This window comes from Tsukamurella pseudospumae, assembly GCF_001575205.1.
Taxonomy (GTDB): Bacteria; Actinomycetota; Actinomycetes; order Mycobacteriales; family Mycobacteriaceae; genus Tsukamurella; species Tsukamurella pseudospumae.
The window spans coordinates 1-25,058 of sequence record NZ_LSRE01000012.1; the positions used below are offsets into that span (position 1 = coordinate 1).

Here is a 25,058-nt window from a genome sequence, read left to right on the forward strand (position 1 = left end):
GAATGACCGGCGGGTGCCTGGTTGGTGGGAGGGTGATCTGATCGTGGGGAAGAACGGTAAGACTGCTGCGGCGACGCTGGTGGAGCGGACCAGCCGCTACACCTTGATCCTCGGGCTGCCCGGCGGGAAGCACGCGGACGGTGTCGCCGACGTGCTCATCGACCACCTGGCAGGTCTGCCCGCGTTCATGAAACAGGGCCTGACCTGGGATCAAGGCACCGAGATGGCCGAGCATGCGTCGGTGACCGTCGCCGCGGACCTGCCGATCTTCTTCGCCCACCCGCGGTCGCCGTGGGAGCGGCCGACGAACGAGAACACCAACGGGTTGATCCGTGAGTACCTGCCCAAGGGCACCGAGATCACCGATCATCAGCCCTACCTGGACTCCATCGCCCGCGAACTCAACGAACGCCCCCGAGCCTGCCTCGGCTTCCGCACACCCCGGGAGGTGTTCGAGAAACTACTACTGACCAGCGCTGTTGCTTCCACGAGTTGACATCGCCGGTGCTTAACTCTATTTCATACAGACTTTGCCGAAGCATTGCGCGCCCTAGGGTTGTTCGGCGCGCCGTTCTGCGTGGTCTGTCAGGCAGCGGAAAGTCGGCCGCGGCCGCTCAATATGGATACCTCAATGCATCGATTTATCAGTTTATGCTCTGGATCAATTGCGAGACGGAAGATACAGCACGCGCCTCATTTGCGCGAGTATGGAGCTACTTGTCCGGGGACCAGTCTCGCGAGCGTGTGGATCCTCTTGACGTTCTGGCAACATTGGGTCGTGTGCCGGACCGCTGGCTTGTCGTGTTTGACAACGTCGACGACTCACGGCAGATATCGAAATGGATTCCTTCATCTGGCGACTGTGACATTATCGTGACGACCGTCGACGGGACAGCGTACGGCTTGGCCAAGCCGATCGAGGTTGAGGGATTCGAGCGACGTGAATCGCTGGAGTACCTAAACGCCGCGCTTGAGACCGAGGAAATGGCACCTTCCCAAACGCTGGTTCTGGGAGACCTTGCGAAAACATTGGGAGATTGGCCTCTCGCGCTCAGTATGGCAGCAAACTATATCTCGAACTCCTCACTGCGGCTCGCGGCGTCAACACAAAAGTACCTGGAGATCTTGGCTAGTAACATGATATCAGATGTGTCGTCGATACCCGAGGGCTACCCGAAGACTTTGGGTGCAGCAATACTGACGGCGATCTCTACGGTGAAGTCAGGTGATCGTACCGAGGAGTTTGACGCGCCCTTGGCGGCGATGGCGGTGCTCAGCGCTGCTGCCTACTTCGCTGAGCGAGACATTCCCCTGAACTTGCTTCTGGCTTCAGCCCTTCTAGAGCCGGCTTCTACCGAGAATAGCGGGCTAGTCGGTGCGCTACAGTTCGAGAATTTCGAGATAGAAACAGCGAGCATTGTTCTCATTCTGAGGCGATCCTCTCTAGTTGTGAGGCATCGTTCCTCTGCGCTCGGGAATTCCGATGAGTTCATGGCGGATCGGCTGACAATCAATGCAATTACGCAGCTAGTGGTTAGAGGGTATCTGGCGCGCAATAATTCGGATGATCGAATCCTGAAGATTATCTCAGACTCCAGCTATCATATGAATCGCTGCCTGGCTCATGCTCTCGACGAACAGCTCTTCGAGCGTGTCCAGCAGCTTGAGGCGCATGCGGATAGGCTAGCAACTCATGCTGAGGAGAACCGAATATGCTCCATCCCGACTGTGCTATTGGCCGGAAATTTGGCTGGCGCATGTAGGGTTCGTGGTGAGTTCGCAAGAGCGAAGGGTCTGCTTTGCTACGAACTCGCCCAGTTGGAAACTATTTCGTCGTCTGAGCGCAGTGGCGTTGAAGATCGGCCGAACATTCTTGTTGCTAAGGTGTACGTCCAATATTTGGAAGCAGCTCTCGAGTGCGATGATCCGACATCCGTTCTTGTTCAAATAGGCGAATTCGGGTGCGAAATTCTCAAAGAACTGGCTCTGGGTGTAAGCGATATGAGAGCCTTTGAGGCCCAAGTTGAAGCGTTCTCCGCTGTTCTTGAAACGTGTGGAAAGAGACGTGCAGAGCCGGCGTTCTTGAGACTCCGCGAAAGCATTGGTAGGCTAGCTGTCCGCGAACTTGATGGTCTGACGTCGGTCATATCACGAATTTCCGAACTTATTCGGACTGGTGACGATGACACGGAAGCCCTGCGCTTGATCGCCAGCATTGAGGCCTCAGATCCGCCGCTACCGGTTCGTTTTCAAGCTCCCGGACTGCGAGCGGAAACGTTAGCGTGGGCAGGTGATTTCGAGGGAGCTGCCGTCGCACTCGACCAGATGATGTCGATTTTTGAGGTCAATCAGGTATTCGTCCGAGATGCTGTAGTTCAACTGCACAACATAGGATGGGCGGCGGCGAAAGATTTACAGAACGAGAGAGCGCGTGCTCTGCTAGCGACCGTGCTCGGGCACTCCAAGATCCGACTCGACAAGGGTGACGCCGACGACGTCAGCAGGTATCTCGCCCTACGGAGCTGGCTTCAGGTCGCGAATGGCGGCCCCTAAGAACTCCCGCGGACAGCACCGGTGCGGATCGCTCCACCGACTCGGCCGTCACCAAATGGCGTCCACCGTCATGCCAGATCCGCACGCGCAGTGTCTCGCCCGGTAGCATGATCCCGGCGAACTTCGCGGACCAGGAGCCCACCGCGGAGGCGTCGCCGTCCACCGCGGCATCGGTCACGGCCTTGGCGACGATCCCGTACGTGCACAGCCCGTGCAGGATCGGGGCGTCGAAGCCGGCGCCGCGCGCGAACGCCGGGTCCGAGTGCAGCGGGTTCCGGTCGCCGCACAGGCGGTACAGCAGCGCCTGCTGCGGCAGCGTCGGAACATCTACCGTCACATCGGCTTCGCGGTCGGGGACCTCGATCCGATCCGACGGTCCGCGCTCCCCGCCGAAGCCGCCCTCCCCGCGGGCGAAGATCGACGACCGGGCGGTCCACAGGGGTTCGCCGGCGGCGTCGACCACCTCGGTCTCCTGCCAGATCACGGCCGCCTTGCCCTTGTCGTGCACGTCGCTGATCCGGGTGCGCGCCACCGCAGTGCCGGAAACCGGAAGCGGGCGGTGCGCCGTCACGGACTGGCTGCCGTGCACCACCTTCGCCAGGTCGATCTCCACGCCGGGGAAGGAGACCTTCGGCGCCTCGGTGGCGTGGAAGTTCTGCGCGACCGTCGCGAACGTGGGCAGCACGACGGTGCCCTGCTCGGTCGCGTAGCGCAGCTCGCGCGGCGAGAGCGGGTCCGCGCCCGCACCCAGGGCGAGCTGGTAGAGGAGCACATCCGAAGCGCTCCAGGAGAACTCGGCGGTGCCGAGCTCGGCGCCGATGGCGACCGACGGGTCGATGGGCATGGATCTCCCTAGGCGGTAGGACAGAAGGGTCTATTCGTAGGTGATGTGCACGGCCGCGCTGCGGCGCATCGACTGGCACGCGAGGATGAGGCCGTCGTCGAGGTCCTCCTGATCGAGCACCTCGTTGTGCGCGAGCTCGACCTCGCCGTCGACGAGGCGGCACGCGCACGCGCTGCACGCGCCCTCGCGGCACGAGTACGGAGCCTCGATGCCGGCGGCCAGCATCACATCCAGCAGCTTCTTCTCCGCGGGCCAGGCGAGCTCGGTCGTCTTCCCGTCCAGTTCGACGGTGACGGTGCCCCCGTCGTCGGCGGGTGCGGGGGCGACCGCGACCGGCAGATCCTCCGCCTCGGCGATCGCGGCCCTCTCCTCCGCCTCCTCCTGCGCGGCCTCGACCTCGAAGGGGTTGCGGGGCAGGGAACGGAACTTCTCGATGTGCACCTCGCGGCGCCCCTTGCCGAGCCCCGTCATCGCCTCGGACACGGCGTCCATGAACGGGCCGGGCCCGCACACGAACACCTCGCGGTCCACGTACGGCGCCGCGAGCGTCGCCAGGTTCGCCGCGCTCGGCAGACCCTGCACGGACTCCAGCCAGTGGATCACCGCGAGCCGATCCGGATACGTCCGGGTCAGCTCGGCCAGCGCCGAGGCGAAGATCACCGACTGCGCATCGCGATTGGCGTAGATCAGCGTCACCGAGCCGCTACCGGTCTCGAGCACCGTGCGCAGGATCGACAGGATCGGCGTGACGCCGCTGCCGCCGGCGAACAGCAGCATGTCGACGTCGACGGACTTCGGCGTGAAGATGCCCGCGGGCACCAGCACGTCGATCTCCATGCCGGGGGTGGCGTTGTCGCACAGCCAGTTCGAGGCGTAGCCGTCGGCGGTGCGTTTGACGGCCACGCGCAGCGGACCGTCGTCGTGCGGCGCGCTGCACAGCGAGTAGCACCGCGCCACGGAGCCGGTCCGCTCGCTCGGGACGCGCAGCGTGAGGAACTGGCCGGGTTTGTAGGTGAAGCTCGACGCCAGCTCGGCCGGCACCTCGAACTCGATGGAGTGCGCGTCGTGCGTCTCCGCGACCACCTTGGCGACCAGCAGTCGGTGGATGCTCACTTCTTCGTCACTCTCCTAGTCGGTGTCCGACGACATGTCGTTCGTCGGGACGGGCACCTCGCCCAGTTTGGCGGCGCGCGTGATGGATTCCATCAGTCGCGGGCACGTGGCCCGCAGCGCGGAGCCGGAACCGTCGGCGGCGAAGACCGCGCACTCCCGCGCGGAACCGTACCACTGGATCGAGGTCTGCTCGCGGCTGTTCTTCTTGACCTGCACCGCGACCCCGCAGGTGCCGCAGTTCAGCGGGGTGAAACCGTCCGTGAGGAAGCCCTCGCGGTCGGCCACCGTCGCCGGCCTGGTCACCGGCTCGCCGAACATCGTCACCGTCGGGGACATGCGGATCAGGCCCCCGCGCCGGAAGCGTCGGCGGCCGCGGCCTTCTCGGACTCCTGCCGCGCGATGTTCTGCGCGACCTCGGCCTCCCAGGCCTCGACGGCGTGGGAGGTGTCGATCTCGAACTCGAACCGCTGCGTCATGTCCTCGGAGACCTCGGCGGCATCGACGTAGAACTGCTCGTACCAGCGGCGCAGTTGGTAGACGGGGCCGTCCTCCTCGCAGAGGAGAGGATTGTCGATGCGGGTCTTGTTCTTCCAGATCTCGACGTCCTGCAGGAAGCCCAGGCCCACGTTCTTGGCGAACTTGCCGGCCAGGTAATCGGACTTCTCGTCGTCGAAACCGGGGAGCTTCTTGACCTTCACGCCGTACATCAGCTTGAACGAGTTCTGATCGATCGGGTAGTGGCAGTTGATCAGGATGTTCTCGATCAGGAAGCCCTTGTAGTCGTTGTGCAGGTAGTTGATCATGTACGACGGCCCGAAGTAGTGGGCCTCGGACTTGAGCAGAACGTCGTCGCCGCCGGAGAGGCCGATGTCGCTGACATCGTTGCGCCCCTTGGTGTCCAGGTACTGCGAGGCGATGTGCCCGTCGAAGACGTTCTTGAAGTACGTGGGCAGGCCGTAGTGGATGTAGAAGAAGTGCGGCATGTCGACCACGTTGTCGACGATCTCGCGGCAGTTGCTGTTCTCGATGACGATCTCGTTCCACACCCAGTTCGACCACTCGGGCCCGTCGACGTCACCGTCGATCTTCGGGATGGTGAGCTCCGCTGGGGGCTTGGAGTTCTCGACGTCGTGCCAGACGAACAACTGGTCGTTCTCGACCATCGTGGGCCACGTCCGCGTGCGGGCGCGCAGCGGTACGCGCTTGGCGTACGGGATGCCCTTGCACTTGCCGTCGCCGCCCCAACGCCAGTCGTGGAACGGGCAGGCGATCTCGTTGCCCTTGACGGTGCCCTGCGTCAGGTCGCCGCCCATGTGCCGGCAGTAGCCGTCGAGCACGTTGACGGCGCCGTCCTCGCCGGCGAACACCACGAGCTTGGTACCGAAAGCCTCGATGGCGTGCGGCTTCCCGTCGGTGAAGTCCTTCAGCAGGCCGATGCAGTGCCAGCCGCGGGCGTACCGCGTGGGCGCGGTACCGCTGTCGATGAGGCGGGCCGCCGCCTCGGTGGTGCTGCTCATGAGATCTCCTCCTCCGCGCGGGCGGGGGCTGCCGCCGCGGGCGTCGATGATTCCTGACGGGCCATGTCCTCGACCGCGAGGTACGCGAACACCATCGCGGGACCGATGGTGGCGCCGGGACCGGCGTAGGTGTGGCCCATGACGGGCGAGCTGGTGTTGCCGGCGGCGTACAGCCCGTCGATGACGGTGCCGTCCTCCCTCTGGACCCGGCCCGCGACATCGGTGCGCAGGCCGCCCTTGGTGCCGAGATCGCCGGGAACCATACGCGCAGCGTAGAACGGCCCCGTGGCCAATTCCGCCAGACTGGGATTCGGCTTGTTGCGCGGATCGCCGTAGTAGTGGTCGTACGCGCTCTCGCCCCGATGGAAGTCCTCGTCGCGCCCGGCCCGGGCGAAACCGTTGAACCGCTCGACGGTGCCGGTCAGCGCCTCGGCCGGCACGCCCATCTTCTCGGCCAGCTCGGCGAGGCTGCTCGCCCGCACCATGCAGCCGGACTCGAACCAGCGCTTGGGCAGCGGCTGGCGGGGGCTCTGTCCCGCGAACAGGTACCGGTTGCGGTAGCGCTGGTCGAAGACGAGCCACGCGGGCACGTTCTCGCCCGGGCCGTCGCCCTGCCCGTACTCGCCGCCGTACATGGCGTGCACGGCCTCGACGTACGGTGCGGACTCGTTGACGAACCGCTCGCCGGCGGTGTTGACCATGAGGCTGCCGGGCAGCGACCGCTCGGAGAGCGCGAACCAGGCCATCTTCGGCAGTTGGATCGACGGTCCCCACCAGGCGTCGTCCATGAACTCGAGAGCGCCGCCCACGGCCTGGCCGGCGCGGATCGCATCGCCCGTGTTGGCGGGCACGCCGTTGGTCCACTCGGTGCCGATCGGTTGGCGCTGATACTGCGCGCGCATCTCCTTGCTGCTCTCGAAGCCGCCGGCGGCGAGGATCACGCCGCGGCGCGCCGTCAGGACGACGGGCCGGCCCTCGTGCTCGACGGTGACCCCGGTGACGCGGTCGCCTTCCTGCTGGATCGAGACCAGCGGGGTGTTCAGCCAGAGCGGCACGTTCGCGCGCTGCAGACCCACGCGCAGCGCGGCGACCAAAGCCTGGCCGCGGCCCAGGAGGTGCTTGCCCCGCGCCTTCGCGGTGTAGAAGCGCGCGCCGACGCGCAGCGCGCGGGCCACGCCCTTGGGGTGACGCATGATCAGGTTGAGCCACTTGAAGTCGGCCTGGGTGACCACGAGGTTCATCGGGGCCTTGGTGTAGTCCGGCTCCAGGTTCTTCAGCTCGTCGCCCAGCTGCTTGCCGTCGAAGGGCTTCGGCTCGCACGAGCGCCCGTGCGCGCGGCCGCCCGGCGCCTCGGGGTAGTAGTCGGAGTAGCCGGGCACCCAGGTGAGCTCCAGCGGGCTCATCCGGTGCATCATCTCGATCACCTCGGGGCCGCGGTCGATGTAGGTGTCGATCCGCTCGGCCGGAACCACGTCGCCGATGATGGCGTGCAGGTACTTGCGCGCCTCGTCCGGGGAGTCCTTGATCCCGGCCTTCATCAGCGCCTCGTTACCGGGGATCCAGACGCCGCCGCCGGAGCGCGCGGTCGATCCGCCGTAGTGCTCGGCCTTCTCCACGACCAGGACGCTGAGCCCGGTGTCCGCGGCCTTGAGCGCGGCGGCCATGCCCGCCGCGCCGCTGCCCACCACGATCACGTCGTACTCGGTGGCTTCCGCCGTCATCGACTCTCCTCATTGCTGAAACAAGTTCTCTAGCCTCACCTGCGCCGATGGGCAGCAGGTACGCGCTATGACTGCAGCATAGACTAGAACACGTTCCAGTATCTAGGGATGACGTCGATCGGCGAGCTCACCTCGAGGCGCGGGCTCTGCTCGCCTTTCTGCTTCGGCGATGGTCGAGGCGGTCCGGAGCGCGGTCAGCAGGGGATGGTGATCTTCTCGTAGGTCCCGGTGCTGGGCCGGAAGACCCAGCGCGAACCGGGTGTGCACGGCGCGGGCCGCGTGGTCGTCGGCGTCACGCGCGGGGGCGCGGTGGCGGCCGGTGTGGTGGTCCGGGGCGTCGGGGCGAGTGTGGTGACGGGGGTCGACGGGGCCGCCGCGGACGGCGTGCTCGGCATGCTCGGCGCGGTCGGGGTCGACGGTGCGCTCGGACTCGGGGAGGCGGGACCGGAGGGGATGGCCGACGGAGCGCCCGATGTCCCGGACGGCGCGACCACCGGGCGCGGCGCCGGCGAGGGGCCGCTGCACATGCTCACTGTCACCGCGATCGCCGCGACGCAGAGGGCCGCCGCGGCGGCGATGGCGAGGACTCGGCCGGCGAAACCGCCGAGCCGCCGAGTTCCGGAATCGACTCGATGCGTCATGATCCACGCCCTCCTCGTCGGGGTGCGGACGCGGCAGAGATCGTCGCAGTCATACCGACATACTCCCAGTGTGCGACGCGCGCCCCGGTAGGTGGTAGCGAACACGAGTGACGATGTGGCACTGGATGTCCGGTGACTGAACTTCTCTTCGGTATGCCGTATCAGTGCGGATTGCGCGATCGCGACGACTCGATGGTGGAGACCCTGCTGAGTCGGTGCAGTCGCAAATCAACGCCTACCCGGATGCCGCGGAGACTCCCGCCCGGCGACCGAAGAAGCTCCCGTCGCCGAGGCTCGTGCCGCTCGCGTACCCGCCGGCGCAGACGCCCGAGGTGCACCGACCCGCGGCGAACAGGCCGGGGATCGGCGCACCGTCGACGTGCAGCACCCGCGAATCGACGTCCGTGCGCAACCCGCCCAGGGTGAAGCCCGCGGTGAATCCGCGCATGTCCCACGCGGCGACCGGGCCGGACAGTGGGCGCAGCCACTGCGCCTTCTTGTGCAGTACGGGATCGGCGCCGTCAGCGGCGTGCCGGTTGTAGGCGTCGACGGTGGCCGTCAGCGTCCCGGCGGGCAGGCCCATGTCGGACTCGAGCTCCGCGACGGTCTCCGCCGCCCAGGTGGGCGGCTGCCGGAAGTACGGGGTCGAGGTCTCGGTGCCGAGCGCTTCCTCGTGCGCGTCCATGTCCATGACGAGGTACGCGGCGTTGTCCTGCTGGATCAGGACGGCCTGGCCGATGCGGCCGCCGTAGGTGTCCTCGGCGATGAAGCGCTGGCCCCGGCCGTTGACCAGGATGCCGCGGGCCATCATCTGCGGGTCGCCGAAGAACGCGACCTCGGTGGCGTCCATGTGGGCGAGCGCGGCGCCGGCGGCCTGTGCCATGAGGATCCCGGCGCCGTCGTGCTCCTCGATGGCGGCGGCCGGACGGCCGATCAGGCGCGGGGCGTAGGCCTCGATCATCTCCGCGTTGTAGGCGAAACTGCCGGTCGCGAGGACGACGCCCCGTCGGGCCCGCACGCGCACGTCCGTGCCGAACCGGCGCGCGACGAGCCCCTCGACCGTGCCGTCCGCCGCGGTCACCAGGCGCTGCGCGCGAGTGTCGTACTCGGCGCGTACTCCGAGCGTCTCGGCGGTCTCGACCAGGGGCTTCATCAGCATGTAGCCGGCGCCGCGCACGCCGGTCCGCTTGTCGGTCATCTGCGGGATGTGCCCGCGCGGCGCGGGCGTCGCGATCTCACGGAAGGGCGACGCGTTCTCGCCGCCGGAGTAGCCCAGTCCCTCGTCGTGCGGCACCTCCCACCCCGGCTCGCCCCAGAACTCCTCCTTGAACACCACGCCGCAGCCCGTGAGCCAGTCGTAGTGCTCGAGGCTGCCGTGGGCGTAGGCGTGGATCTTCCCACCGTCGACGCCCGGACCCAGCGCGGCGGTCATGAAGGTCTCCATGTTCTCCGCGCTGTCCTCGAAGCCCAGGGCCCGCTGCAGCGGCGTGCCGCCGCCGAGATAGATCCACCCGCCGGACAGCGCCGCGGCCCCGCCCCACCCGCCGGCGCGGTCCAGGATCAGGACCTCCGCACCGGCTCGCGCGGCCTCGATCGCCGCGGAGACTCCCGCGATGCCGTGGCCCGCGATCACCACGTCGGCTTCCAGGTCCCATGTATCGATGTCGGCGAACGCGACGGGGCGGCGGCTTTCGGGCATGGCTCTCCTCGGTCGGTGTCGGAACCGGTTGCATCAGGAACATAGGTGGATCGGAACCTTTGATGTAGCGTTTCGCGTCAGAAAATGAGAACGTGTTCTAGTATTGGTCTCCAGCGGCGGGCGTGGGTGCTCGCCAGGTGGCCCTGACGAAGGCGAGGAAAGATGAGCGATCAGAGCGTCGACGCGGTTCTGGCGGAAGTGGCGGAGCTGCTGCCCACCCTCCGGGACCGGGCGCAGGAGACCGAGGACGCCCGCCGGATCCCGGCCGAGTCCATCAAGGCGCTGCAGAAGAGCGGCTTCTTCCGTCTGTTGCAGCCGAAGCGTTACGGCGGCTTCGAGGCCGACCCGGCGGACTTCTACACCGCGGTCAAGATGCTGGCGAGCGCGTGCGGATCCACCGGCTGGGTCTCCTCGATCCTCGGCATCCATCCGTGGAACGTCGCGCTGTTCGACGACCGGGCCCAGCAGGAGGTCTGGGGCGAGGACCAGGACACCCTGATCTCGTCGTCGTACGCGCCGATGGGCCGCTCGGAGATCGTCGAGGGCGGCTACCGGCTCTCCGGCAAGTGGAGCTTCTCCTCCGGTTGCGACCACGGCACCTGGGCGCTGCTGGGCGGTCCCGCGTTCCAGGACGGCAAGCCGGTCGACTTCCTGACCTACCTCGTGCCGATCAGTGACTACACGATCAACGACGTGTGGCGCACCGTCGGCCTGCGGGGCACCGGCAGCAACGACATCGTGGTCGAGGACGTCTTCGTCCCCGCGCGCCGCGCGCTGAGCTTCAAGGACGTCAGCAAGTGCAAGGGCCCGGGCCAGGAGGTCAACGACAGCCCGCTCTACAAGATGCCCTTCGGCTCGGTGCACCCCTCCACGATCACGGCTCCGATCATCGGCATGGCGCAGGGCGCTTACGACGCGCACGTCGAGCACCAGCGCAAGCGCGTGCGCGCCGCCTATGCCGGCGAGACCGCGAAGGAGGACCCGTTCGCCATGGTCCGCGTCGCCGAGGCCGGTAGCGAGATCGATGCGGCCTGGCTCCAGCTGATCTCCAACATCAACGAGGAGTACGCCCTCGTCAAGGCGGGCGAGAAGATCCCGTTCAACCTGCGGCTCAAGGTGCGTCGCGATCAGGTGCGCGGCACCGAGCGCGCGATCTTCGCCGTGGACCGGATGTTCGAGAACTCCGGCGGCCGCGCGCTGGCCGAGGGCACGCCGATCCAGCGGTTCTGGCGCGACGCCCACGCGGGCCGTGTGCACGCCGCGAACGATCCCGAGCGCGCCTACAAGATGTTCGGCACCGGCGAGTTCGGCCTTCCCGTCATGGACGGGATGGTCTAGAGGTGGCGGACACCGAGATCGACGTCCTCAAGGAGGGGAAGTTCGCCACCACGGCGGCCGGACTCACCCTGCACTACCACGAGGTCGGCGAGGAGAACCGGGCGAACGGCACCGTCGTCCTGCTGCACGGCAGCGGCCCCGGCGTCTCCTCGTGGAGCAACTTCGGGCGCAACATTCCGGTGCTGGCGCAGCGCTTCCACGTGCTCGCGGTCGATCAGCCGGGCTTCGGCCGGTCCGACAAGCCGACCGAACACCCGCAGTACTTCGTGCACAGCGCCACGGCCCTGGCCGGCCTGCTCGACACGCTCGGGGTCACCGGACGCGTTCACCTGGTGGGCAATTCTCTCGGCGGCGGCACCTCGGTGCGGTTCGCGCTCGACTTCCCGGACCGCGCGGGCCGCCTCGTGCTCATGGGGCCGGGCGGGCTCAGCGTGAACACCTTCGCGCCCGACCCCACCGAGGGACTGCGCACCCTGCAGAAGTTCTACGCCGCGCCGAGCAAGGAGCGACTCGAGGACTTCCTGCGGATCATGGTCTTCGACCAGAAGATGATCACGCCCGAACTCGTCGAGGAACGCTTCGAGCTCGCGCTCGACCCCGAGGCGATCGCCGCGTTCACGGCGATGGGGAAGTCCTTCGCCTCCGCGGATTACGAGAAGGGCATGCTCTGGCGCGACGCGTACAAGTTGCGTCAGCCCGTGCTGATGATCTGGGGCCGGGAGGACCGGGTCAACCCGCTCGATGGTGCCCTGCTCGCCCTCAAGCAGATCCCGCGCGCACAACTGCACGTCTTCGGGCAGTGCGGGCACTGGGCGCAGCTCGAGAAGTTCGACGAGTTCAACCGGCTCACGGCCGATTTCCTGGCCGGCTGACAAAGGCATTCGGGGAGAAGAACGAATATGGCGATCAAGGCGCTCGGGTACATGCGCATCGAGGCCACCGACATGGCGGCCTGGCGCGAGTACGGGCTCAAGGTACTCGGGATGATGGAGGGTGCTCCACCGGCCGGTGCGGGCGACACCTCACAGAATCTCTACCTGCGCATGGATGACTTCGCGGCTCGGCTGGTGATCGTGCCGGGCGAGAAGGACCGCCTGCTCGTCTCCGGGTGGGAGGTCACCGACGCGACCGGCCTGCAGGAGCTGCGCGACACGCTCACGGCAGCCGGTGTCTCCTTCGAGGAGGGGACCAAGGAGGAGAAGCTCGAGCGTCGCGTCGAGGGACTCATCCGGTTCCGGGATCCGGCGGGGAACACGCTCGAGGCCTTCCACGGGGCGCAGTACCTGGGTCGGCGGTTCGTGAGCCCCTACGGGCATCGGTTCGTCACCGGCGAGCAGGGGCTCGGGCACGTCGTGCTCACCTGTTCCGATGACGCTGCGGCGCAGGACTTCTACCAGGGCGTGCTCGGCTTCAAGCTGCGCGACTCGATGCGCCTGCCCCCGCAGATGGTGGGTCGTCCGGCTGACGGTGACCCCGCCTGGCTGCGGTTCTACGGCTGCAATCCGCGTCATCACGCGCTCGCCTTCCTGCCGCTGCCCAACCCGACGGGCATCGTCCACCTCATGGTCGAGGTGGAGAACTCCGACGACGTCGGGCTCGCCCTCGATCGCGCGAACCGCAAGAAGGTCAAGATGTCCGCCACTCTGGGGCGGCACATCAACGACAAGATGCTGTCCTTCTACATGAAGACACCGGGCGGCTTCGACATCGAGTTCGGCTGCGAGGGACTCGAGGTCGAGAACGACGACTGGATCGCCCGCGAGTCCACCGCGGTCAGCCTCTGGGGACACGACTTCACCATCGGCTTCAAGGAGCAGTGATGACCGCACCCGCGGCGATCGAGCCGCTCGACTACCGGACGGCCATGGGGCACTTCTGCACCGGCGTCACGGTGATCACCGCGGCCGACGACGAGGGCCCCGTCGGATTCGCCTGCCAGTCCTTCTCGGCGCTCTCGCTCGACCCCCCTCTGGTCCTGTTCTGTCCCATGAAGACGTCGGGCGCGTGGCGCACCATCGAGCGCTCCGGCCGGTTCGCGGTGAACGTGCTCGGCGAGGGCCAGCAGGACGTCAGCTCCGTGTTCGGATCGCGGCATCCGGACAAGTTCGGGGCGGTCGATTGGAAGCCCTCCCGCACGGGCTCTCCGCTACTCGACGGTGCGCTCAGCTGGATCGACTGCGCGGTGGAGACGGTGCACGACGGCGGCGACCACCACATCGTGATCGGTCGCGTGCTCGAGCTCAGTGCGCCCAACGCCGGTCGGCCGCTGCTGTTCTACCGCGGCCGCTACACCCAGACGGTGACCGATCCCGGCCAGGCCATTCCCCGTGCCCTGTCGCTCGATTCGTTCCTCACCTGGCCCGTCGGCGACGACTGGATGTAGCTCAGGTCTTCAGCCCGTGTTCGTGGGCCTGGCTCAGTGCCAGCGCACACGGGTCCGCGGGCGCGCCCGCCTTGCTCGACATCACGGTGCATTCCGGCGCTTTCGGGTCGCGGAACCCCGCGGTGTCGGAGCGCCCGACCTCGGCCACGGCGCGGAGCCGACCGTCCGCGCGGGTGGAGAAGGTCACCGCCCATCCGCCGCCGGAGGCGTAGGTTCCGACCAGGCCGGAGCCGGCGTCCCAGAACTGGTTGCCGTAGAGGTCGCCGATCGGGGTGAAAGCGCCGCCGGAGCTGTGCCACACCGACCAGGTCGAGTTCTGACCGTGCGCGCCGGAGCCCGTCGTCGACACCAGGATGTCAGGTGCGGCGTCCGCGGTGAGGCGGCGCAGGAGTAGCGCCCCCGATCCGACGTAGCCGTCGACGGGGACGGTGATCGTCTGGACCGTGGCCCCCGCGCGCTGCACCGTCACGACGGCCCGCTTGTCGCGCAGCTGTTTCGTCACGCGGTATCCGTCCGCCTCGGCGAAGCAGTCCGGCCCGCCGGCGCCCGGATACGGATCGGGACACCGTTCGCGCACCGTGCTCACCGGGACCGCCGCGGACGACGGTGCCGCGGACGGGGCAGTCGTCGGCGCGGATGAGGACTCGATCGCCGACGTGGCCGTCGCCTGCTGGCTCCCCGGGTGCCGTCGTGCACCCCGCGGTGCCGAGCACGATCGCGGACGCGATCAGCGCAGTGCATCGTGAAACTGAAGGCGATCTACACTCCATGCAAGACGAGGGTACTCCCACCATCAGCCTGCGGGCAGCGCCGCAGTGAAGTAGCCGATCGTGCCGGAGAGGAGTTCCGCGTCCGCGGGAACGGTGTCCCGCACGCCGTAGCTGCGGCCCAGTTCCACCGGGTTCCCCGCGCGAGTCACGGTCCAGCCCTGCGCGGCGAGGTACTCGGCGGGATCGGCGCGGTCCTCATCGGTGACGAACAACGCGGTCACATCGAAGTCGCCCAGGGGATTCCCCTTCTGCGAGTACCTGTCGGTGATGGCGCGGAACCGGCCGAGGTCGAGCGATCCGATCTGACCCTCGACGGCGACCCGGCTACCCGGTGCGGAGAGTTCCACGATCCGCTCGAAGAGCAGCGCCTGCGCCGCGGCGGGCAGGTAGGGGAGCAGGCCCTCGACCAGCCAGGCGGTCGGTGCGGCACCGTCGAACCCGGCGGACCGCAGGGCGGCCGGCCAATCGTCGCGCAGGTCGACGGGGACGTGCCGCAGCCCGGCGGCCGGGCTCGCCCCGTGCGCGGCGAGAGTCTCCTCCTTGAACGCCAGCACCTTGGGCTGGTCGAGCTCGTAGACGACGGTGCCCGCCGGCAGGTCGAGGCGGTACGCGCGGGCGTCGAGCCCGGCGGCGAGGATGACGACCTGCCGGACGCCGGCGGCGACGGCGTCCCGGACGAAGTCGTCGAAGAACCGGGTACGCACGCCGAGGTGGCGGGTTGCCGCCATCGGATTGCCCGCGCCGTCCCCGGCGTCGGCCAGCGCGACGGCGCGCTGGTCGCCCGCCGCCTCGAGGAAGACCCGGGCGTACGGGTCCTGAGCGAGGGCGTCGGGGCGCTCGGTCTCCACGGCCCGGGCAGCGGCCACCAGCAGCGCGGTGAAGCCCACGCTGGTTGTGATCGTCCAGGTGTCGCCGTCCGTACGCGTGCTGCTCGCCATCGGTGTTTCCTTTCGCAAGTAGTTCGCCTACGAAAGTACATCGTGTCGCGAGGCGCGGCAAGAACATGTTTCAGGTGTGCGTCAGAGCCCGCCGAGCCAGGTGGTGGGTCGGGTCGCCGAACAGCTGCGACGACGAGTGGGCCCGCTTGAAGTACAGGTGCGCGTCGTGTTCCCAGGTGATGCCGATGCCGCCGTGCAACTGGATCATCTCGGCGGCGACGGTACACAGCGCCTCCGAGCAGTACGCTTTCGCCGTCGCGACGGCGAGCGACGCGTCTGCGTCGCCGCGGTCGAGGGCGTCGCCCGCGGCGCCGGCCGCCGACTGCGCGGACTCCACGAGCACGTACATGTCCGCCATCCGGTGCTTGAGCGCCTGGAAGGAGCCGATGGGTCGGCCGAACTGTACGCGGGAGCCCGCGTACTCGACGGTGAGCTCGAGAGCCCGGGCCGCGGCCCCCGCCTGTTCGGCGGCGAGCACGGCGCACGTGACGTCGAGCGCGTGCGAGAGGACGGCCTCCGAGCCGCCCGGCAGTAGCCGTCCGGCGAGCCCGTCGACGGTGACCTCCGCGAACCGTCGGGTGGGATCCATCGAGGGCGTGTGCCGACGGTGCGCCGACGCCCCGTCGATGAGGTACAGCTCGTCGCCCGCGACCACGAGAAGGTCGTCCGCGAGGTCACCGTCGAGGACGTATTGCGCGGTGCCGGAGAGTGTTCCGGCGGCGGCGGTGATCGGCCTGTCGGCGAACGACGAGCCCGCGAACGCCACCGTCGCCGTGCGTGCGCCGGAGGCCAGGGCGGTGAGGAGCTCCGCGTCGTCGGTCTGCGCGAGCAACGCGGTCGCGAGGACCGCGGAGCCGAGGAAGGGCGACGGGATCAGCTGGCGCCCCAGCTCCTCCGCCACCACCTGCAGCGCGCGGACCCCGGCGCCCACGCCGTCGTTCTCTTCGGGGACGGCGAGCGCGGCCACGCCGACCTGCTCGCACAGCACCGACCACAGGTCGCGGTCGTAGCCCTCGGGGGAGTCGATCGCGGCCCGCAGCGCTGCCGCCGACCACCGCCGGTCGACGACGCTGCGGACGGCGTCGGCGAGGTCGTTCAGCTCGTCGGTCATCGTGCCGCCTTCCGGACCGCGTCGAGCACGACCGCGCGGTGCTCGGCCTGGGTTCCCCACGCGGACTGGAGCGCTCGGACCTTCGTGATCCACAGGCCCAGATCGTGTTCGGCGGTGTAGCCGATCGCGCCGTGCACCTGCAGCGCGGTGCGCGCGGCCAGATATGCGGCATCGGCCGCCGCGACTCGCGCCGCGGACACGTCGCGCACCGGGTCCAGATCGACACCGCGCGAGGCGGCCCCGGACAGGGCGACCGCAGCTCCGTGCAGGAGCGGCGCTGCGAGTTCGAGGCGCGTCGCCACATCGGCGAGAAGGTGCTTGATCGCCTGGTACTCACCGATCGCCTTGCCGTACTGCGACCGTGCCTTCGCGTACTCGACGGTGTCGTCCAGCAGGCGCCGCCCGGCGCCGAGCAGCTGCGCCGCCACCGCGAAGGCCCCCGCCACCTCTCCCGATTGAACACCGTTATGGAGAATCCGACCTGCAGGTTCTCCCTCCGTAACGGTGTTCAATTGCGGGTGGAACAGGCGGCGCGTCCGGTCGATGGAGCCCAGAGGCTCGGTCGACGGTGCCGGAACCTCGGTCATCGAGCCGTCGACGCCCGCGACGAACCGCAGGTCCGCGACATCGGCGTCGAGGAGGAACGGGGTGCGGGGCGCGAGGGCGACGGTGCCGATCGCGCCCTCCGCCAGCGCGGCGAGGTGTGGGGAGTCGGCGCCGAGCAGCACGGGCAGCACGGCGATCGACTCGACGACGGGCCCGGGAACACCGTGGTACCCCAGGCGCTGGAAGGCGACCGCGAGATCCGCGGGGTCGCCGCCGACACCGCCGTGCTCCTCGGGCACGGCGAGCGCGGGCACGCCGAGGCGGGCGAGAGCCCCCCAGATCCGGTGTCCGGGTCCGGCGTCGCCGGCCGCCCACGCGCGCGCGGCAGCGACGACGTCGGCACTCGAGAGGAGGTCGTCGAGCGAGCTCGCGAAGTCCTGGTTCTCCTGCGACGGTACGAATCTCATCGGGCTCCCCGGGGTAGGCCGAGGAGGCGCTCGGCGATGGTGTTGCGCTGGATCTGGTCGGTGCCGCCGTAGATGGGGCCGGCGAGCGAGAACAGATAGCCGGCCGGCCATCGCCCGTCATCCGGGGCATCCGCGCCGGTGAGCTCGCCGAGCGGCCCGAGCAGGTCGAGCGCGGTCTCGTGCAGCGCCACGTCGAGGTGGCTCCAGAACAGCTTGTTCACGCTGGACTCCGGGCCCAGCTCGCCGCCGTCCTCCAGGCGGGTCACGGTGCCGAAGGTGTACAGCTGGTAGGCGCGGGCGCCGATCCACGCATCGGCGACGCGCTGTGCGTCCGCGCTCGTGGTGTCGCCGTCCTCGCGTTCCCACAGGTCGACGAGGGCGTCCGCGGCGGAGAGGAACCGGCCGGGACTGCGCAATGAGAGGCCGCGCTCGTTGTTCGCAGTCGTCATCGCCACGCGCCAGCCCTGACCCGGCTCGCCGATCACGTCGGCGTCGGGCACGAAGACCTCATCGAGGAAGATCTCGGCGAAGCCCGGCTCACCGTCGAGCTGGGGGATGGGGCGCACCGTCACGCCCGGCGCCCTCAGATCGAACGTGAGATAGGTCAGGCCCCGGTGCCGCTCTGAGCCGGGTTCGCTGCGGAACAGGCCGAAGGCGCCGTCGGCGAAGGCGGCGCGCGAGCTCCAGGTCTTCTGGCCGGACAGCTTCCAGCCGCCGTCCACGCGCGTGGCAGTCGATCGGAGTGAGGCGATGTCGCTGCCCGCCTCGGGCTCGGACCACGCCTGCGCCCAGACCCGTTCGGAGCGGGCCATCGCGGGCAGGATCCGCGCGCGTTGCTCGTCGGTGCCGTGGCTGAACAGCGTGGGGGCCAGCATGAAGAGGCCGTTCTGGTTCACCCGCAGCGGAGCGCCCGCGGCGTAGTACTCCTCCTCGAAGACCACCCACTGGAGCAGCGTCGCGTCGCGGCCGCCGAACTCGGCGGGCCAGGACACTGCGGCCAGACCGGCGTCGGCGAGCGTCGCCTCCCACGCGCGGTGCGCGGCGAAGCCCTCAGCGGTGTCGAAGGACGGGAGCGGCTCGGCCGGCACGTTCGCCGCGAGCCAGGCGCGCACCTCGTCGCGGAACGCGAGGGTGGCGTCGTCGAAGTCCAGGTCCACTACTCGGCCTTCCGTGCGCCCGACGCCATCGACTTGGCACTCTGCCCGCCCAGCGAATCCCCGCCGGACATCTCGGCGTTGTGCGCGTGTGCGAAGTGGTGCAGGCCGAAGACCGAGTCCATACCCGCGCGCATTCCCATGAGGTCCTCGCACTGGTTGACGGCCTTCTTGGTCAGCGCCAGACCGAAACTCGGCATGTCCGAGATCCGCTCGGCGAGCGCGAGGGTCTCCTCCTCGAGCTCGCTGCGGGGTACGACGCGGTTGACCATGCCCCACTCCTTGGCCTGCTGCGCCGAGAACCGGTCCCCGGTGAACAGGAACTCCTTCGCCGCGCGCGGGCCCATCACCCACGGATGGGCGAAGTACTCGACGCCGGGGATGCCCATGCGCACCACGGGATCCGAGAAGAAGGCGTCGTCGGAGGCCACGATCAGGTCGCAGCTCCACGCCAGCATCAGCGCGCCGGCGATGCACGCACCCTGCACCGAGGCGATCACGGGCTTGGGGATCTCCCGCCACCGCCGGCACATACCGAGGTACACCTCGGACTCGCGCGCGAAGCGCTGATCGCCGCCCTCGCGGCCCACGTGGTCCCACCACAGCACGGCCTTGTTCTCGAAGTGCTGGTCCACATCCCGGCCCGGCGTGCCGATGTCGTGGCCGGCGGAGAAGTGCTTGCCGTTGCCGGCCAGCACGATCACCTTCACGGCCGGGTCCTCCACCGCGCGGACGAAGGCAGCGTCCAGGGCGTAGGTCATGGCCGAGTTCTGCGCATTGCGGTACTCGGGCCGGTTCATCGTGACCACGGCGACGGGGCCGCGCACCTCGTAGGTCACCACCTCCGGTTCCGCGGTCGCGCCGTCGTCCGACGTGGTCTGGGGTACGGAATCGGTCATCGCTTCTCTCCTGCTGCAGGGTCGGGCTCGCCGCGCAGGACGCGCTTGAGCACCTTTCCGGTCGCGTTGCGCGGCAGTTCGCTCACGAACTCCACGCTCCGGGGGACTTTGAAGCCCGCCAGGAATTCCCGGCAGTGCTCGATCACGGCTTCCTCGGTGAGCTCGCGCCCCGCGGTGAGCACGACGAAGGCCTTGCCGACCTCGCCGAGGCGCGGCTCCGGCACGCCGACCACCGCGCTCTCCGAGACGCCGGGGATCCGCGCGATCACCTGCTCGATCTCCGCCGGGTAGACGTTGAAGCCGCCGTTGGTGAACATGTCCTTGATGCGGTCGGTGATCCGCAGGTTCCCGGCCTCGTCCATCGACCCGGCGTCACCGGTGTGGAACCAGCCGTCTGCGCCGAAGGCCTTGGCAGTCGCCGCGGGATCCTCGAAGTACTCGGCGATCACGTTCGGCCCGCGGACCAGGATCTCCCCGTCGTCCGCGACCCGGACCTCCATGTCGCGCACGGCGCGCCCGGAGGTCGTGGCGATCACCTCGGGCGCGTCGTCCTCCCGGCACATGGTGACGACGGGGGCCTCCGAGAGCCCGTACGCGGTGAGCACCCGGTCGTACCGCAGCTCGTCGCGCATCCGCTCGATGAGCACGACGGGGATCGTGGCCGCGCCGGTGGTGGCGGCGCGCAGGCTGGAGAGGTCGTAGTCCGCGCGGGCGGGGTGGTCGAGCATCATCTGGTGCACGGTGGGCACGCCGGGCAGGATCGAGATCCGTTCCCGCTGGATGAGTTCGAAGGTCCGGACCACGTCGAAGGTCTGCGCCGGGTAGATCGCGGCGCCGTGCTGGAGGGCCGCGAGAATCCCGGCCTTGTACCCGAAGATGTGGAAGAACGGGCTCGCGATCAGGTACCGGTCGGCGTCGGTGACGCCCACCAGCTCGGCCCAGTTCGCCGCGTTGGCGAGCGTCTGCGCGTGCGTGCTCACCGCGCCCTTGCTCCGTCCGGAGGTCCCGGACGTGAAGAAGATGTCCGACGGTGCGTCGGGGGCGACCGCGGCGGCGGCACCGTCGAGCTCCGCGTCCGTGACGTGCGCGCCCCGCGCGGGCACCTCGTTCCAGTCCGGGAGCCGGAACACCGCGACGATGTCGCCGGGGAGGCCGCCGGCCGTGTCGACCACGAGGTCGAGCCGGTCGACGCCGAGGAACGGGCCCGCGACGACGAAGGCGCGTGAGCGGGTGCGGACCAGCAGGTCCACGATCTCGGGCCCGGTGTACCGGGTGTTGACGGGAACGAGCACGGCGCCGATGTAGGCGGCGCCGAGCGCGGCCTCGATCCACTCGTGCCCGTTGGGCGCACAGATCGCGATCCGATCGCCCTTCTCGATCCCCTCCGCGAGGAGCGCCCGCGCGACGTCGCGAACGCGCTCGTGCAGCTCGCCGTAACTGATCCGCAGGTCGCCGTCGACCACGGCGGTGCGATCCGCGTACTGCTCCGCGGCGCCGCGCAGAGCCCCTGCGATGGTGCGTGACATGCGCAAACCCTTCTGCCTAGCAAGTGCTTGGTAGAACACGTTACAGTGCGAGGCAGGTCTGTGTAACTTGATTCCACCAAGCACTTGCTTGGTGAGTGGCGAAGGGAGTGCCGTGGCCACGGCGAGCGACGAGACGGACGCGGAATTCCGGGCGCGGATCCGCGATTGGCTCGCGACCAACCTGTCCGGAGAGTTCGCCGGGCTCCGAGGTGCCGGCGGGCCCGGCCGCGAGCATGAGTTCTTCGACGAGCGCGTCGCCTGGGAGCGGCATCTGGCCGCCGCGGGACTGAACTGCATCGGCTGGCCCGCGGAGAACGGCGGCGGCGGAGCCTCTCTCGCGCAACAGGTGATCTTCCACGAGGAGTACGCCCGCGCGGGCGCGCCCGCCAAGGTCTCCCACCTCGGCCAGGAACTGCTGGGCCCCACCCTCATCGCCTTCGGCACGGACGAGCAGAAGGCCCGCTTCCTGCCGGCCATCCGCGACGTCCGCGAACTCTGGTGCCAGGGCTACTCCGAGCCGGGCGCCGGTTCCGATCTGGCGAACGTCAGCACCACCGCGCGCCTCGAGGGCGACGAGTGGGTGATCTCCGGGCAGAAGGTCTGGACGTCCCTCGCGCACGTCGCCGACTGGTGCTTCGTGGTCGCCCGCACTGAACCCGGATCCACGCGGCACAAGGGGCTTTCGTATCTCCTCGTGCCCATGGACCAGCCGGGGATCGAGGTCCGCCCGATCGTCCAACTGACGGGGACCTCGGAGTTCAACGAGGTCTTCTTCGACGGTGCGCGCACCGCCGCGGCCAACGTCGTCGGCGAGGCCGGCGAGGGGTGGCGCGTCGCGATGGGCACCCTCGCTTTCGAGCGCGGCGTCGCCACCCTCGGCCAGCAGATCGGCTTCCGTCGAGAGCTGCAGCGGCTCACCGACCTCGCCCTGGACACCGGAGCCGCCGACCGGCCCGAGGTGGCCGACGAACTCCGGCGCGCGTGGACCGACCTCGACGTGATGCGCGCGCACGCGCTCCGCACCCTCGGCTCCGCCGCCACCGGTACCGCCGAGGTAGCCAAGCTGCTCTGGGCGAATTGGCACCGCCGGCTCGGCGAGATCGCCATGACCGTCCGCGGCGCCGCCGGGCTACTCGCCGACCCCGAACTGGACGACTGGCAGCGCCTGTACCTGTTCACCCGCGCCGACACGATCTACGGCGGCTCCAACGAGATCCAGCGCAACATCATCGCCGAGCGCGTGCTCGGCCTACCCAGAGAGGCGCGCCCGTGAACGCGATCCCCGCACCCCAGTATCCGAAGGGCCGCAACCTCGTCGAGGACAAGGTCGTCGTCGTCACCGCGGCCGCCGGGACCGGCATCGGCTCCGCAACCGCCCGCCGCTGCCTCGAGGAGGGCGGCCGCGTGGTGATCTCCGACTGGCACGAGCGCCGCCTCGGTGAGAAGCGCGACGAGTTGTCGGCGGAGTTCGGTGATCGCGTTCATGCGATCGTCTGCGACGTGACCGTCGAGGAGCAGGTCCAGGCCCTGCTCGACGGTGCCGCCGAGCGCTTCGGGCGGGTCGACGTGCTGGTCAACAACGCGGGCCTCGGCGGCAGCGTCGCCGTGCAGGACATGACCGATGAGCAGTGGTCGCGCGTGCTCGATGTCACCCTCACCGGCACCTTCCGTGCCACCCGTGCGGCGATCAACCGGTTCATCGCGCAGGGCGGGGGCGGGGTGATCGTCAACAACGCCTCGGTGATCGGCTGGCGCGCCCAGGCCGAGCAGGCCCACTACGCCGCCGCGAAGGCGGGCGTCATGGCGCTGACCCGGTGCTCCGCGGTCGACGCCGCACCCCACGGGATTCGGATCAACGCCGTCGCACCGAGCATCGCGATGCACGCCTTCCTCGCGAAGGTGACCTCCGACGAGTTGCTCGACGAGCTGTCGCGGCGCGAGGTCTTCGGCCGCGCCGCGGAGCCCTGGGAGGTCGCGAACGTCATCGCCTTCCTGGCCTCGGACTACTCGAGCTACATGACCGGCGAGGTGGTCTCGGTGAGTAGTCAGCATGCCTAAACCGGACCCGTCCGCGCGGCGCGCGGAGGTCCTGTCCATCAGTGCGAAGTTGTTCGCCGACAACGGCTACCGCGCCACGACCGTCCGCGACATCGCCGACGCGGCAGGGATTCTGTCGGGCAGCCTGTACCACCACTTCGACTCCAAGGAGTCGATGCTCGACGAGATCCTGCGGGAGTTCCTCGGCGAGCTCTTCGGCGGTTACCGCGCAGTCCTGGCCGCCGTCGACGATCCCCGGGAACAGCTGCGCGGGTGCGTCATCGCCTCGTTCGACGCGATCGACGCCCGGCCCGACGCCGTCGCCATCTACCAGTCGGAGGCCCGCGGCCTCGCCCAGCAGGAGCGGTTCGGCTACATCGCCGACTTTCTGCAGGAGTTCCGCACGATGTGGCGCGGCATCCTCAGTCGGGGCATCGAATCCGGCGCCTTCCGTGCAGATCTCGACGTCGACGTCACCTACCGCTTCCTCCGCGACACCGTCTGGATCGCGGTCCGCTGGTACCGGCCCGGCGGGCAACTGCCCGTCGGCACGGTCGCCGATCAGTACCTCACGATCCTCGAGCACGGGATCGCCAGTCCCGAGAAGGAGCAATCATGACCGACCTCGCCCCCGGCGCCTACATCCTCGACGCGGTGCGCACCCCGACCGGTAAACGCGGCGGGTCTCTGGCGGCCGTGCATTCCGCCGACCTCGGCGCGCACGTGCTGCGGGCCTCGGTTGTCCGATCGGGTGTGGACCCCGAGCTCGTCGACGACGTGATCATGGGTTGCTGCGACACGATCGGCCCGCAGTCCGGCAACATCGCGCGCACCTCCTGGCTCGCAGCCGGGCTGCCCGAGCACGTCCCGGGTGTCACCGTCGACCGTCAGTGCGGATCGAGCCAGCAGTCCGTCCACTTCGCGGCGCAGGCCGTGCTGTCCGGCACCGCCGACGCGGTCGTCGCCGCCGGCGTGCAGAACATGAGCGCCATCCCGATCAGCGCTGCGATGCTCGCCGGGCGCGAGTACGGCTTCGACGACCCGTTCTCCGGTTCGACGGGGTGGCGCGAGCGGTACGGCGACGTCGAGGTCTCGCAGTTCGCCAGCGCCGACATGATCGCGACCAAGTGGGGCGTCTCCCGCGCGCGCATGGAGGAGTTCGCGCTCGCCAGCCACGAGCGGGCGATCGCTGCGAGCGACGCCGGCCGCTTCACGGCCGAGATCGCGCCGGTCGACGGCTTCGCGGTGGACGAGACGCCCCGTCGGGGCACGTCACTGGAGAAGATGGCCGGACTCGCCCCGCTCGCCGAGGGTTCCGCGATCACGGCGGCCGTCGCGAGCCAGATCGCCGACGGTGCCGCCGCCGTCATGGTCGCGTCGGCGGACTTCGCCCAGCGACACGGCCTCACGCCCCGTGCCCGCATCCACCACATCTCCGTGCGCGCTGCGGACCCGGTGTGGATGCTGACCGGCCCCATCCCGGCCACGCAGTACGCGCTGCAGAAGACGGGTCTGACGGTCGAGGACATCGATCTGTTCGAGTGCAACGAGGCCTTCGCCTCGGTGCCGTTGGCGTGGATGGACGAGCTCGGCATCCCGCATGACAAGGTCAATGTCAATGGCGGCGGCATCGCGCTGGGGCATCCCCTGGGCGCCACCGGCGCCAAGCTGATGACCACCCTGCTGCACGAGCTCGAGCGCCGCGGCGGCCGCTACGGCCTGCAGACGATGTGCGAGGGCGGCGGCACCGCCAACGTCACCATCATCGAGCGACTCTGAGCCGCCCCCTCTGAATCAACAG

At 68.8% G+C, this 25,058-nt stretch carries 25 protein-coding genes; 11 read left to right on the forward strand and 14 right to left on the reverse strand.

All coding sequences use genetic code 11. The features are described from left to right. Both AXK61_RS08870 and AXK61_RS24895 read left to right on the forward strand, forming a co-directional pair. Window positions 1-496, forward strand: a 496-nt coding sequence (locus AXK61_RS08870; RefSeq protein ID WP_156485618.1) for an IS30 family transposase, incomplete at its 5' end; no start/stop codon positions are given. Between the two features lie 284 nt (window positions 497-780). Next, window positions 781-2,553 carry a hypothetical protein gene (locus AXK61_RS24895; RefSeq protein WP_156485619.1) on the forward strand — a complete coding sequence of 591 codons (1,773 nt, stop codon included), beginning with the start codon at window positions 781-783 and terminating at the stop codon, window positions 2,551-2,553. Here AXK61_RS24895 and AXK61_RS08875 read toward each other — a convergent pair. The 7 genes from AXK61_RS08875 to AXK61_RS08905 form a co-directional block, all read right to left on the reverse strand. After that, window positions 2,498-3,397 carry a MaoC/PaaZ C-terminal domain-containing protein gene (locus tag AXK61_RS08875; protein ID WP_068744889.1) on the reverse strand — a complete coding sequence of 300 codons (900 nt, stop codon included), beginning with the start codon at window positions 3,395-3,397 and terminating at the stop codon, window positions 2,498-2,500. The two genes, AXK61_RS24895 and AXK61_RS08875, sit on opposite strands and share 56 nt — an antisense overlap. 30 nt (window positions 3,398-3,427) lie before the next feature. Beyond that, window positions 3,428-4,510 (reverse strand): ferredoxin--NADP reductase, encoded by a 1,083-nt coding sequence (locus AXK61_RS08880; protein WP_068744892.1) that lies wholly within the window; start codon window positions 4,508-4,510, stop codon window positions 3,428-3,430. Window positions 4,511-4,525: 15 nt separating this feature from the next. Then, window positions 4,526-4,846 (reverse strand): hypothetical protein, encoded by a 321-nt coding sequence (locus AXK61_RS08885; protein WP_197466781.1) that lies wholly within the window; start codon window positions 4,844-4,846, stop codon window positions 4,526-4,528. A gap of 5 nt (window positions 4,847-4,851) precedes the next feature. Continuing rightward, window positions 4,852-6,027, reverse strand: a complete 1,176-nt coding sequence (locus tag AXK61_RS08890; protein ID WP_068571294.1) for a Rieske 2Fe-2S domain-containing protein — start codon at window positions 6,025-6,027, stop codon at window positions 4,852-4,854. Continuing rightward, window positions 6,024-7,748 carry a 3-oxosteroid 1-dehydrogenase gene (gene kstD / locus AXK61_RS08895; RefSeq protein ID WP_068571293.1) on the reverse strand — a complete coding sequence of 575 codons (1,725 nt, stop codon included), beginning with the start codon at window positions 7,746-7,748 and terminating at the stop codon, window positions 6,024-6,026. The genes AXK61_RS08890 and kstD overlap by 4 nt, the downstream gene beginning before the upstream one ends. A 194-nt stretch (window positions 7,749-7,942) precedes the next feature. Next, window positions 7,943-8,389 carry a hypothetical protein gene (locus AXK61_RS24900; RefSeq protein ID WP_139057899.1) on the reverse strand — a complete coding sequence of 149 codons (447 nt, stop codon included), beginning with the start codon at window positions 8,387-8,389 and terminating at the stop codon, window positions 7,943-7,945. A 235-nt stretch (window positions 8,390-8,624) separates the two neighbouring features. After that, window positions 8,625-10,088, reverse strand: a complete 1,464-nt coding sequence (locus tag AXK61_RS08905) for an FAD-dependent oxidoreductase (protein WP_068744894.1) — start codon at window positions 10,086-10,088, stop codon at window positions 8,625-8,627. 162 nt (window positions 10,089-10,250) lie between these two features. Here AXK61_RS08905 and hsaA point away from each other — a divergent pair, with 162 nt between their 5' ends. Genes hsaA through hsaB form a run of 4 tightly spaced genes read left to right on the forward strand, consistent with a single transcriptional unit; the run spans window position 10,251 to window position 13,809 of the window. After that, window positions 10,251-11,426 carry a 3-hydroxy-9,10-secoandrosta-1,3,5(10)-triene-9,17-dione monooxygenase oxygenase subunit gene (gene hsaA, locus AXK61_RS08910; protein WP_068571290.1) on the forward strand — a complete coding sequence of 392 codons (1,176 nt, stop codon included), beginning with the start codon at window positions 10,251-10,253 and terminating at the stop codon, window positions 11,424-11,426. Window positions 11,427-11,428: 2 nt separating this feature from the next. Continuing rightward, entirely contained in the window at window positions 11,429-12,298 is an 870-nt protein-coding gene (gene hsaD / locus AXK61_RS08915) for a 4,5:9,10-diseco-3-hydroxy-5,9,17-trioxoandrosta-1(10),2-diene-4-oate hydrolase (protein WP_068571289.1), read from the forward strand. Between the two features lie 27 nt (window positions 12,299-12,325). Continuing rightward, window positions 12,326-13,246, forward strand: a complete 921-nt coding sequence (gene hsaC, locus AXK61_RS08920; RefSeq protein ID WP_068571288.1) for an iron-dependent extradiol dioxygenase HsaC — start codon at window positions 12,326-12,328, stop codon at window positions 13,244-13,246. Beyond that, window positions 13,246-13,809 carry a 3-hydroxy-9,10-secoandrosta-1,3,5(10)-triene-9,17-dione monooxygenase reductase subunit gene (gene hsaB / locus AXK61_RS08925; RefSeq protein ID WP_068571287.1) on the forward strand — a complete coding sequence of 188 codons (564 nt, stop codon included), beginning with the start codon at window positions 13,246-13,248 and terminating at the stop codon, window positions 13,807-13,809. The genes hsaC and hsaB overlap by 1 nt, the downstream gene beginning before the upstream one ends. A 1-nt stretch (window position 13,810) precedes the next feature. Here hsaB and AXK61_RS08930 read toward each other — a convergent pair whose 3' ends face one another. Continuing rightward, window positions 13,811-14,311, reverse strand: a complete 501-nt coding sequence (locus AXK61_RS08930; protein WP_139057898.1) for a hypothetical protein — start codon at window positions 14,309-14,311, stop codon at window positions 13,811-13,813. Between the two features lie 76 nt (window positions 14,312-14,387). Between AXK61_RS08930 and AXK61_RS24905 the strand changes: the two genes are divergently transcribed. Beyond that, window positions 14,388-14,555: a hypothetical protein gene (locus AXK61_RS24905; protein WP_156485620.1), complete on the forward strand. Its 168-nt coding sequence runs from the start codon at window positions 14,388-14,390 to the stop codon at window positions 14,553-14,555. Window positions 14,556-14,602: 47 nt separating this feature from the next. Here AXK61_RS24905 and AXK61_RS08935 read toward each other — a convergent pair whose 3' ends face one another. The 6 genes from AXK61_RS08935 to AXK61_RS08960 form a co-directional block, all read right to left on the reverse strand. Further along, window positions 14,603-15,517, reverse strand: coding sequence for an SAM-dependent methyltransferase (locus AXK61_RS08935; protein WP_068571285.1), 915 nt, complete (start codon window positions 15,515-15,517; stop codon window positions 14,603-14,605). Between the two features lie 70 nt (window positions 15,518-15,587). Continuing rightward, on the reverse strand, window positions 15,588-16,628 hold the full coding sequence (locus tag AXK61_RS08940) for an acyl-CoA dehydrogenase family protein (RefSeq protein ID WP_068571284.1): 1,041 nt from the start codon (window positions 16,626-16,628) through the stop codon (window positions 15,588-15,590). Next, window positions 16,625-17,641, reverse strand: coding sequence for an acyl-CoA dehydrogenase family protein (locus tag AXK61_RS08945; protein ID WP_068571283.1), 1,017 nt, complete (start codon window positions 17,639-17,641; stop codon window positions 16,625-16,627). The genes AXK61_RS08940 and AXK61_RS08945 overlap by 4 nt, the downstream gene beginning before the upstream one ends. After that, a complete protein-coding gene (locus tag AXK61_RS08950; RefSeq protein WP_068571282.1) occupies window positions 17,638-18,798 on the reverse strand; it encodes an acyl-CoA dehydrogenase family protein in 1,161 nt (386 codons plus the stop codon). Before AXK61_RS08950 ends, AXK61_RS08945 begins: the two co-directional genes overlap by 4 nt. After that, window positions 18,798-19,694 (reverse strand): enoyl-CoA hydratase, encoded by an 897-nt coding sequence (locus AXK61_RS08955; protein ID WP_068571281.1) that lies wholly within the window; start codon window positions 19,692-19,694, stop codon window positions 18,798-18,800. Before AXK61_RS08955 ends, AXK61_RS08950 begins: the two co-directional genes overlap by 1 nt. Continuing rightward, complete coding sequence (locus AXK61_RS08960) at window positions 19,691-21,220, reverse strand: FadD3 family acyl-CoA ligase (protein ID WP_068571280.1); 1,530 nt, start codon at window positions 21,218-21,220, stop codon at window positions 19,691-19,693. The genes AXK61_RS08955 and AXK61_RS08960 overlap by 4 nt, the downstream gene beginning before the upstream one ends. A 112-nt stretch (window positions 21,221-21,332) precedes the next feature. Here AXK61_RS08960 and AXK61_RS08965 point away from each other — a divergent pair, with 112 nt between their 5' ends. From AXK61_RS08965 to AXK61_RS08980, 4 genes are read left to right on the forward strand one after another with little or no spacing between them, the layout of a single operon-like run. Continuing rightward, a complete protein-coding gene (locus tag AXK61_RS08965; RefSeq protein ID WP_082777973.1) occupies window positions 21,333-22,493 on the forward strand; it encodes an acyl-CoA dehydrogenase family protein in 1,161 nt (386 codons plus the stop codon). Next, entirely contained in the window at window positions 22,490-23,278 is a 789-nt protein-coding gene (locus tag AXK61_RS08970; RefSeq protein ID WP_197466782.1) for an SDR family oxidoreductase, read from the forward strand. The genes AXK61_RS08965 and AXK61_RS08970 overlap by 4 nt, the downstream gene beginning before the upstream one ends. Continuing rightward, window positions 23,271-23,876, forward strand: coding sequence for a TetR/AcrR family transcriptional regulator (locus AXK61_RS08975; protein WP_068571278.1), 606 nt, complete (start codon window positions 23,271-23,273; stop codon window positions 23,874-23,876). The genes AXK61_RS08970 and AXK61_RS08975 overlap by 8 nt, the downstream gene beginning before the upstream one ends. Continuing rightward, window positions 23,873-25,036, forward strand: coding sequence for an acetyl-CoA C-acetyltransferase (locus AXK61_RS08980; RefSeq protein ID WP_068571277.1), 1,164 nt, complete (start codon window positions 23,873-23,875; stop codon window positions 25,034-25,036). The genes AXK61_RS08975 and AXK61_RS08980 overlap by 4 nt, the downstream gene beginning before the upstream one ends. The last annotated feature ends 22 nt before the right edge of the window (window positions 25,037-25,058 follow it).

Coding starts and splice junctions, on each gene's coding strand:
- AXK61_RS08875 (WP_068744889.1), bottom strand. CDS start 3,397: ATGCCCATCGACCCGTCGGTCGCCATCGGCGCCGAGCTCGGCACCGCC.
- AXK61_RS08885 (WP_197466781.1), bottom strand. CDS start 4,846: ATGTCCCCGACGGTGACGATGTTCGGCGAGCCGGTGACCAGGCCGGCG.
- AXK61_RS08890 (WP_068571294.1), bottom strand. CDS start 6,027: ATGAGCAGCACCACCGAGGCGGCGGCCCGCCTCATCGACAGCGGTACC.
- kstD (WP_068571293.1), bottom strand. CDS start 7,748: ATGACGGCGGAAGCCACCGAGTACGACGTGATCGTGGTGGGCAGCGGC.
- AXK61_RS24900 (WP_139057899.1), bottom strand. CDS start 8,389: ATGACGCATCGAGTCGATTCCGGAACTCGGCGGCTCGGCGGTTTCGCC.
- AXK61_RS08905 (WP_068744894.1), bottom strand. CDS start 10,088: ATGCCCGAAAGCCGCCGCCCCGTCGCGTTCGCCGACATCGATACATGG.
- hsaA (WP_068571290.1), top strand. CDS start 10,251: ATGAGCGATCAGAGCGTCGACGCGGTTCTGGCGGAAGTGGCGGAGCTG.
- hsaC (WP_068571288.1), top strand. CDS start 12,326: ATGGCGATCAAGGCGCTCGGGTACATGCGCATCGAGGCCACCGACATG.
- hsaB (WP_068571287.1), top strand. CDS start 13,246: ATGACCGCACCCGCGGCGATCGAGCCGCTCGACTACCGGACGGCCATG.
- AXK61_RS08935 (WP_068571285.1), bottom strand. CDS start 15,517: ATGGCGAGCAGCACGCGTACGGACGGCGACACCTGGACGATCACAACC.
- AXK61_RS08940 (WP_068571284.1), bottom strand. CDS start 16,628: ATGACCGACGAGCTGAACGACCTCGCCGACGCCGTCCGCAGCGTCGTC.
- AXK61_RS08945 (WP_068571283.1), bottom strand. CDS start 17,641: ATGAGATTCGTACCGTCGCAGGAGAACCAGGACTTCGCGAGCTCGCTC.
- AXK61_RS08955 (WP_068571281.1), bottom strand. CDS start 19,694: ATGACCGATTCCGTACCCCAGACCACGTCGGACGACGGCGCGACCGCG.
- AXK61_RS08960 (WP_068571280.1), bottom strand. CDS start 21,220: ATGTCACGCACCATCGCAGGGGCTCTGCGCGGCGCCGCGGAGCAGTAC.
- AXK61_RS08975 (WP_068571278.1), top strand. CDS start 23,271: ATGCCTAAACCGGACCCGTCCGCGCGGCGCGCGGAGGTCCTGTCCATC.
- AXK61_RS08980 (WP_068571277.1), top strand. CDS start 23,873: ATGACCGACCTCGCCCCCGGCGCCTACATCCTCGACGCGGTGCGCACC.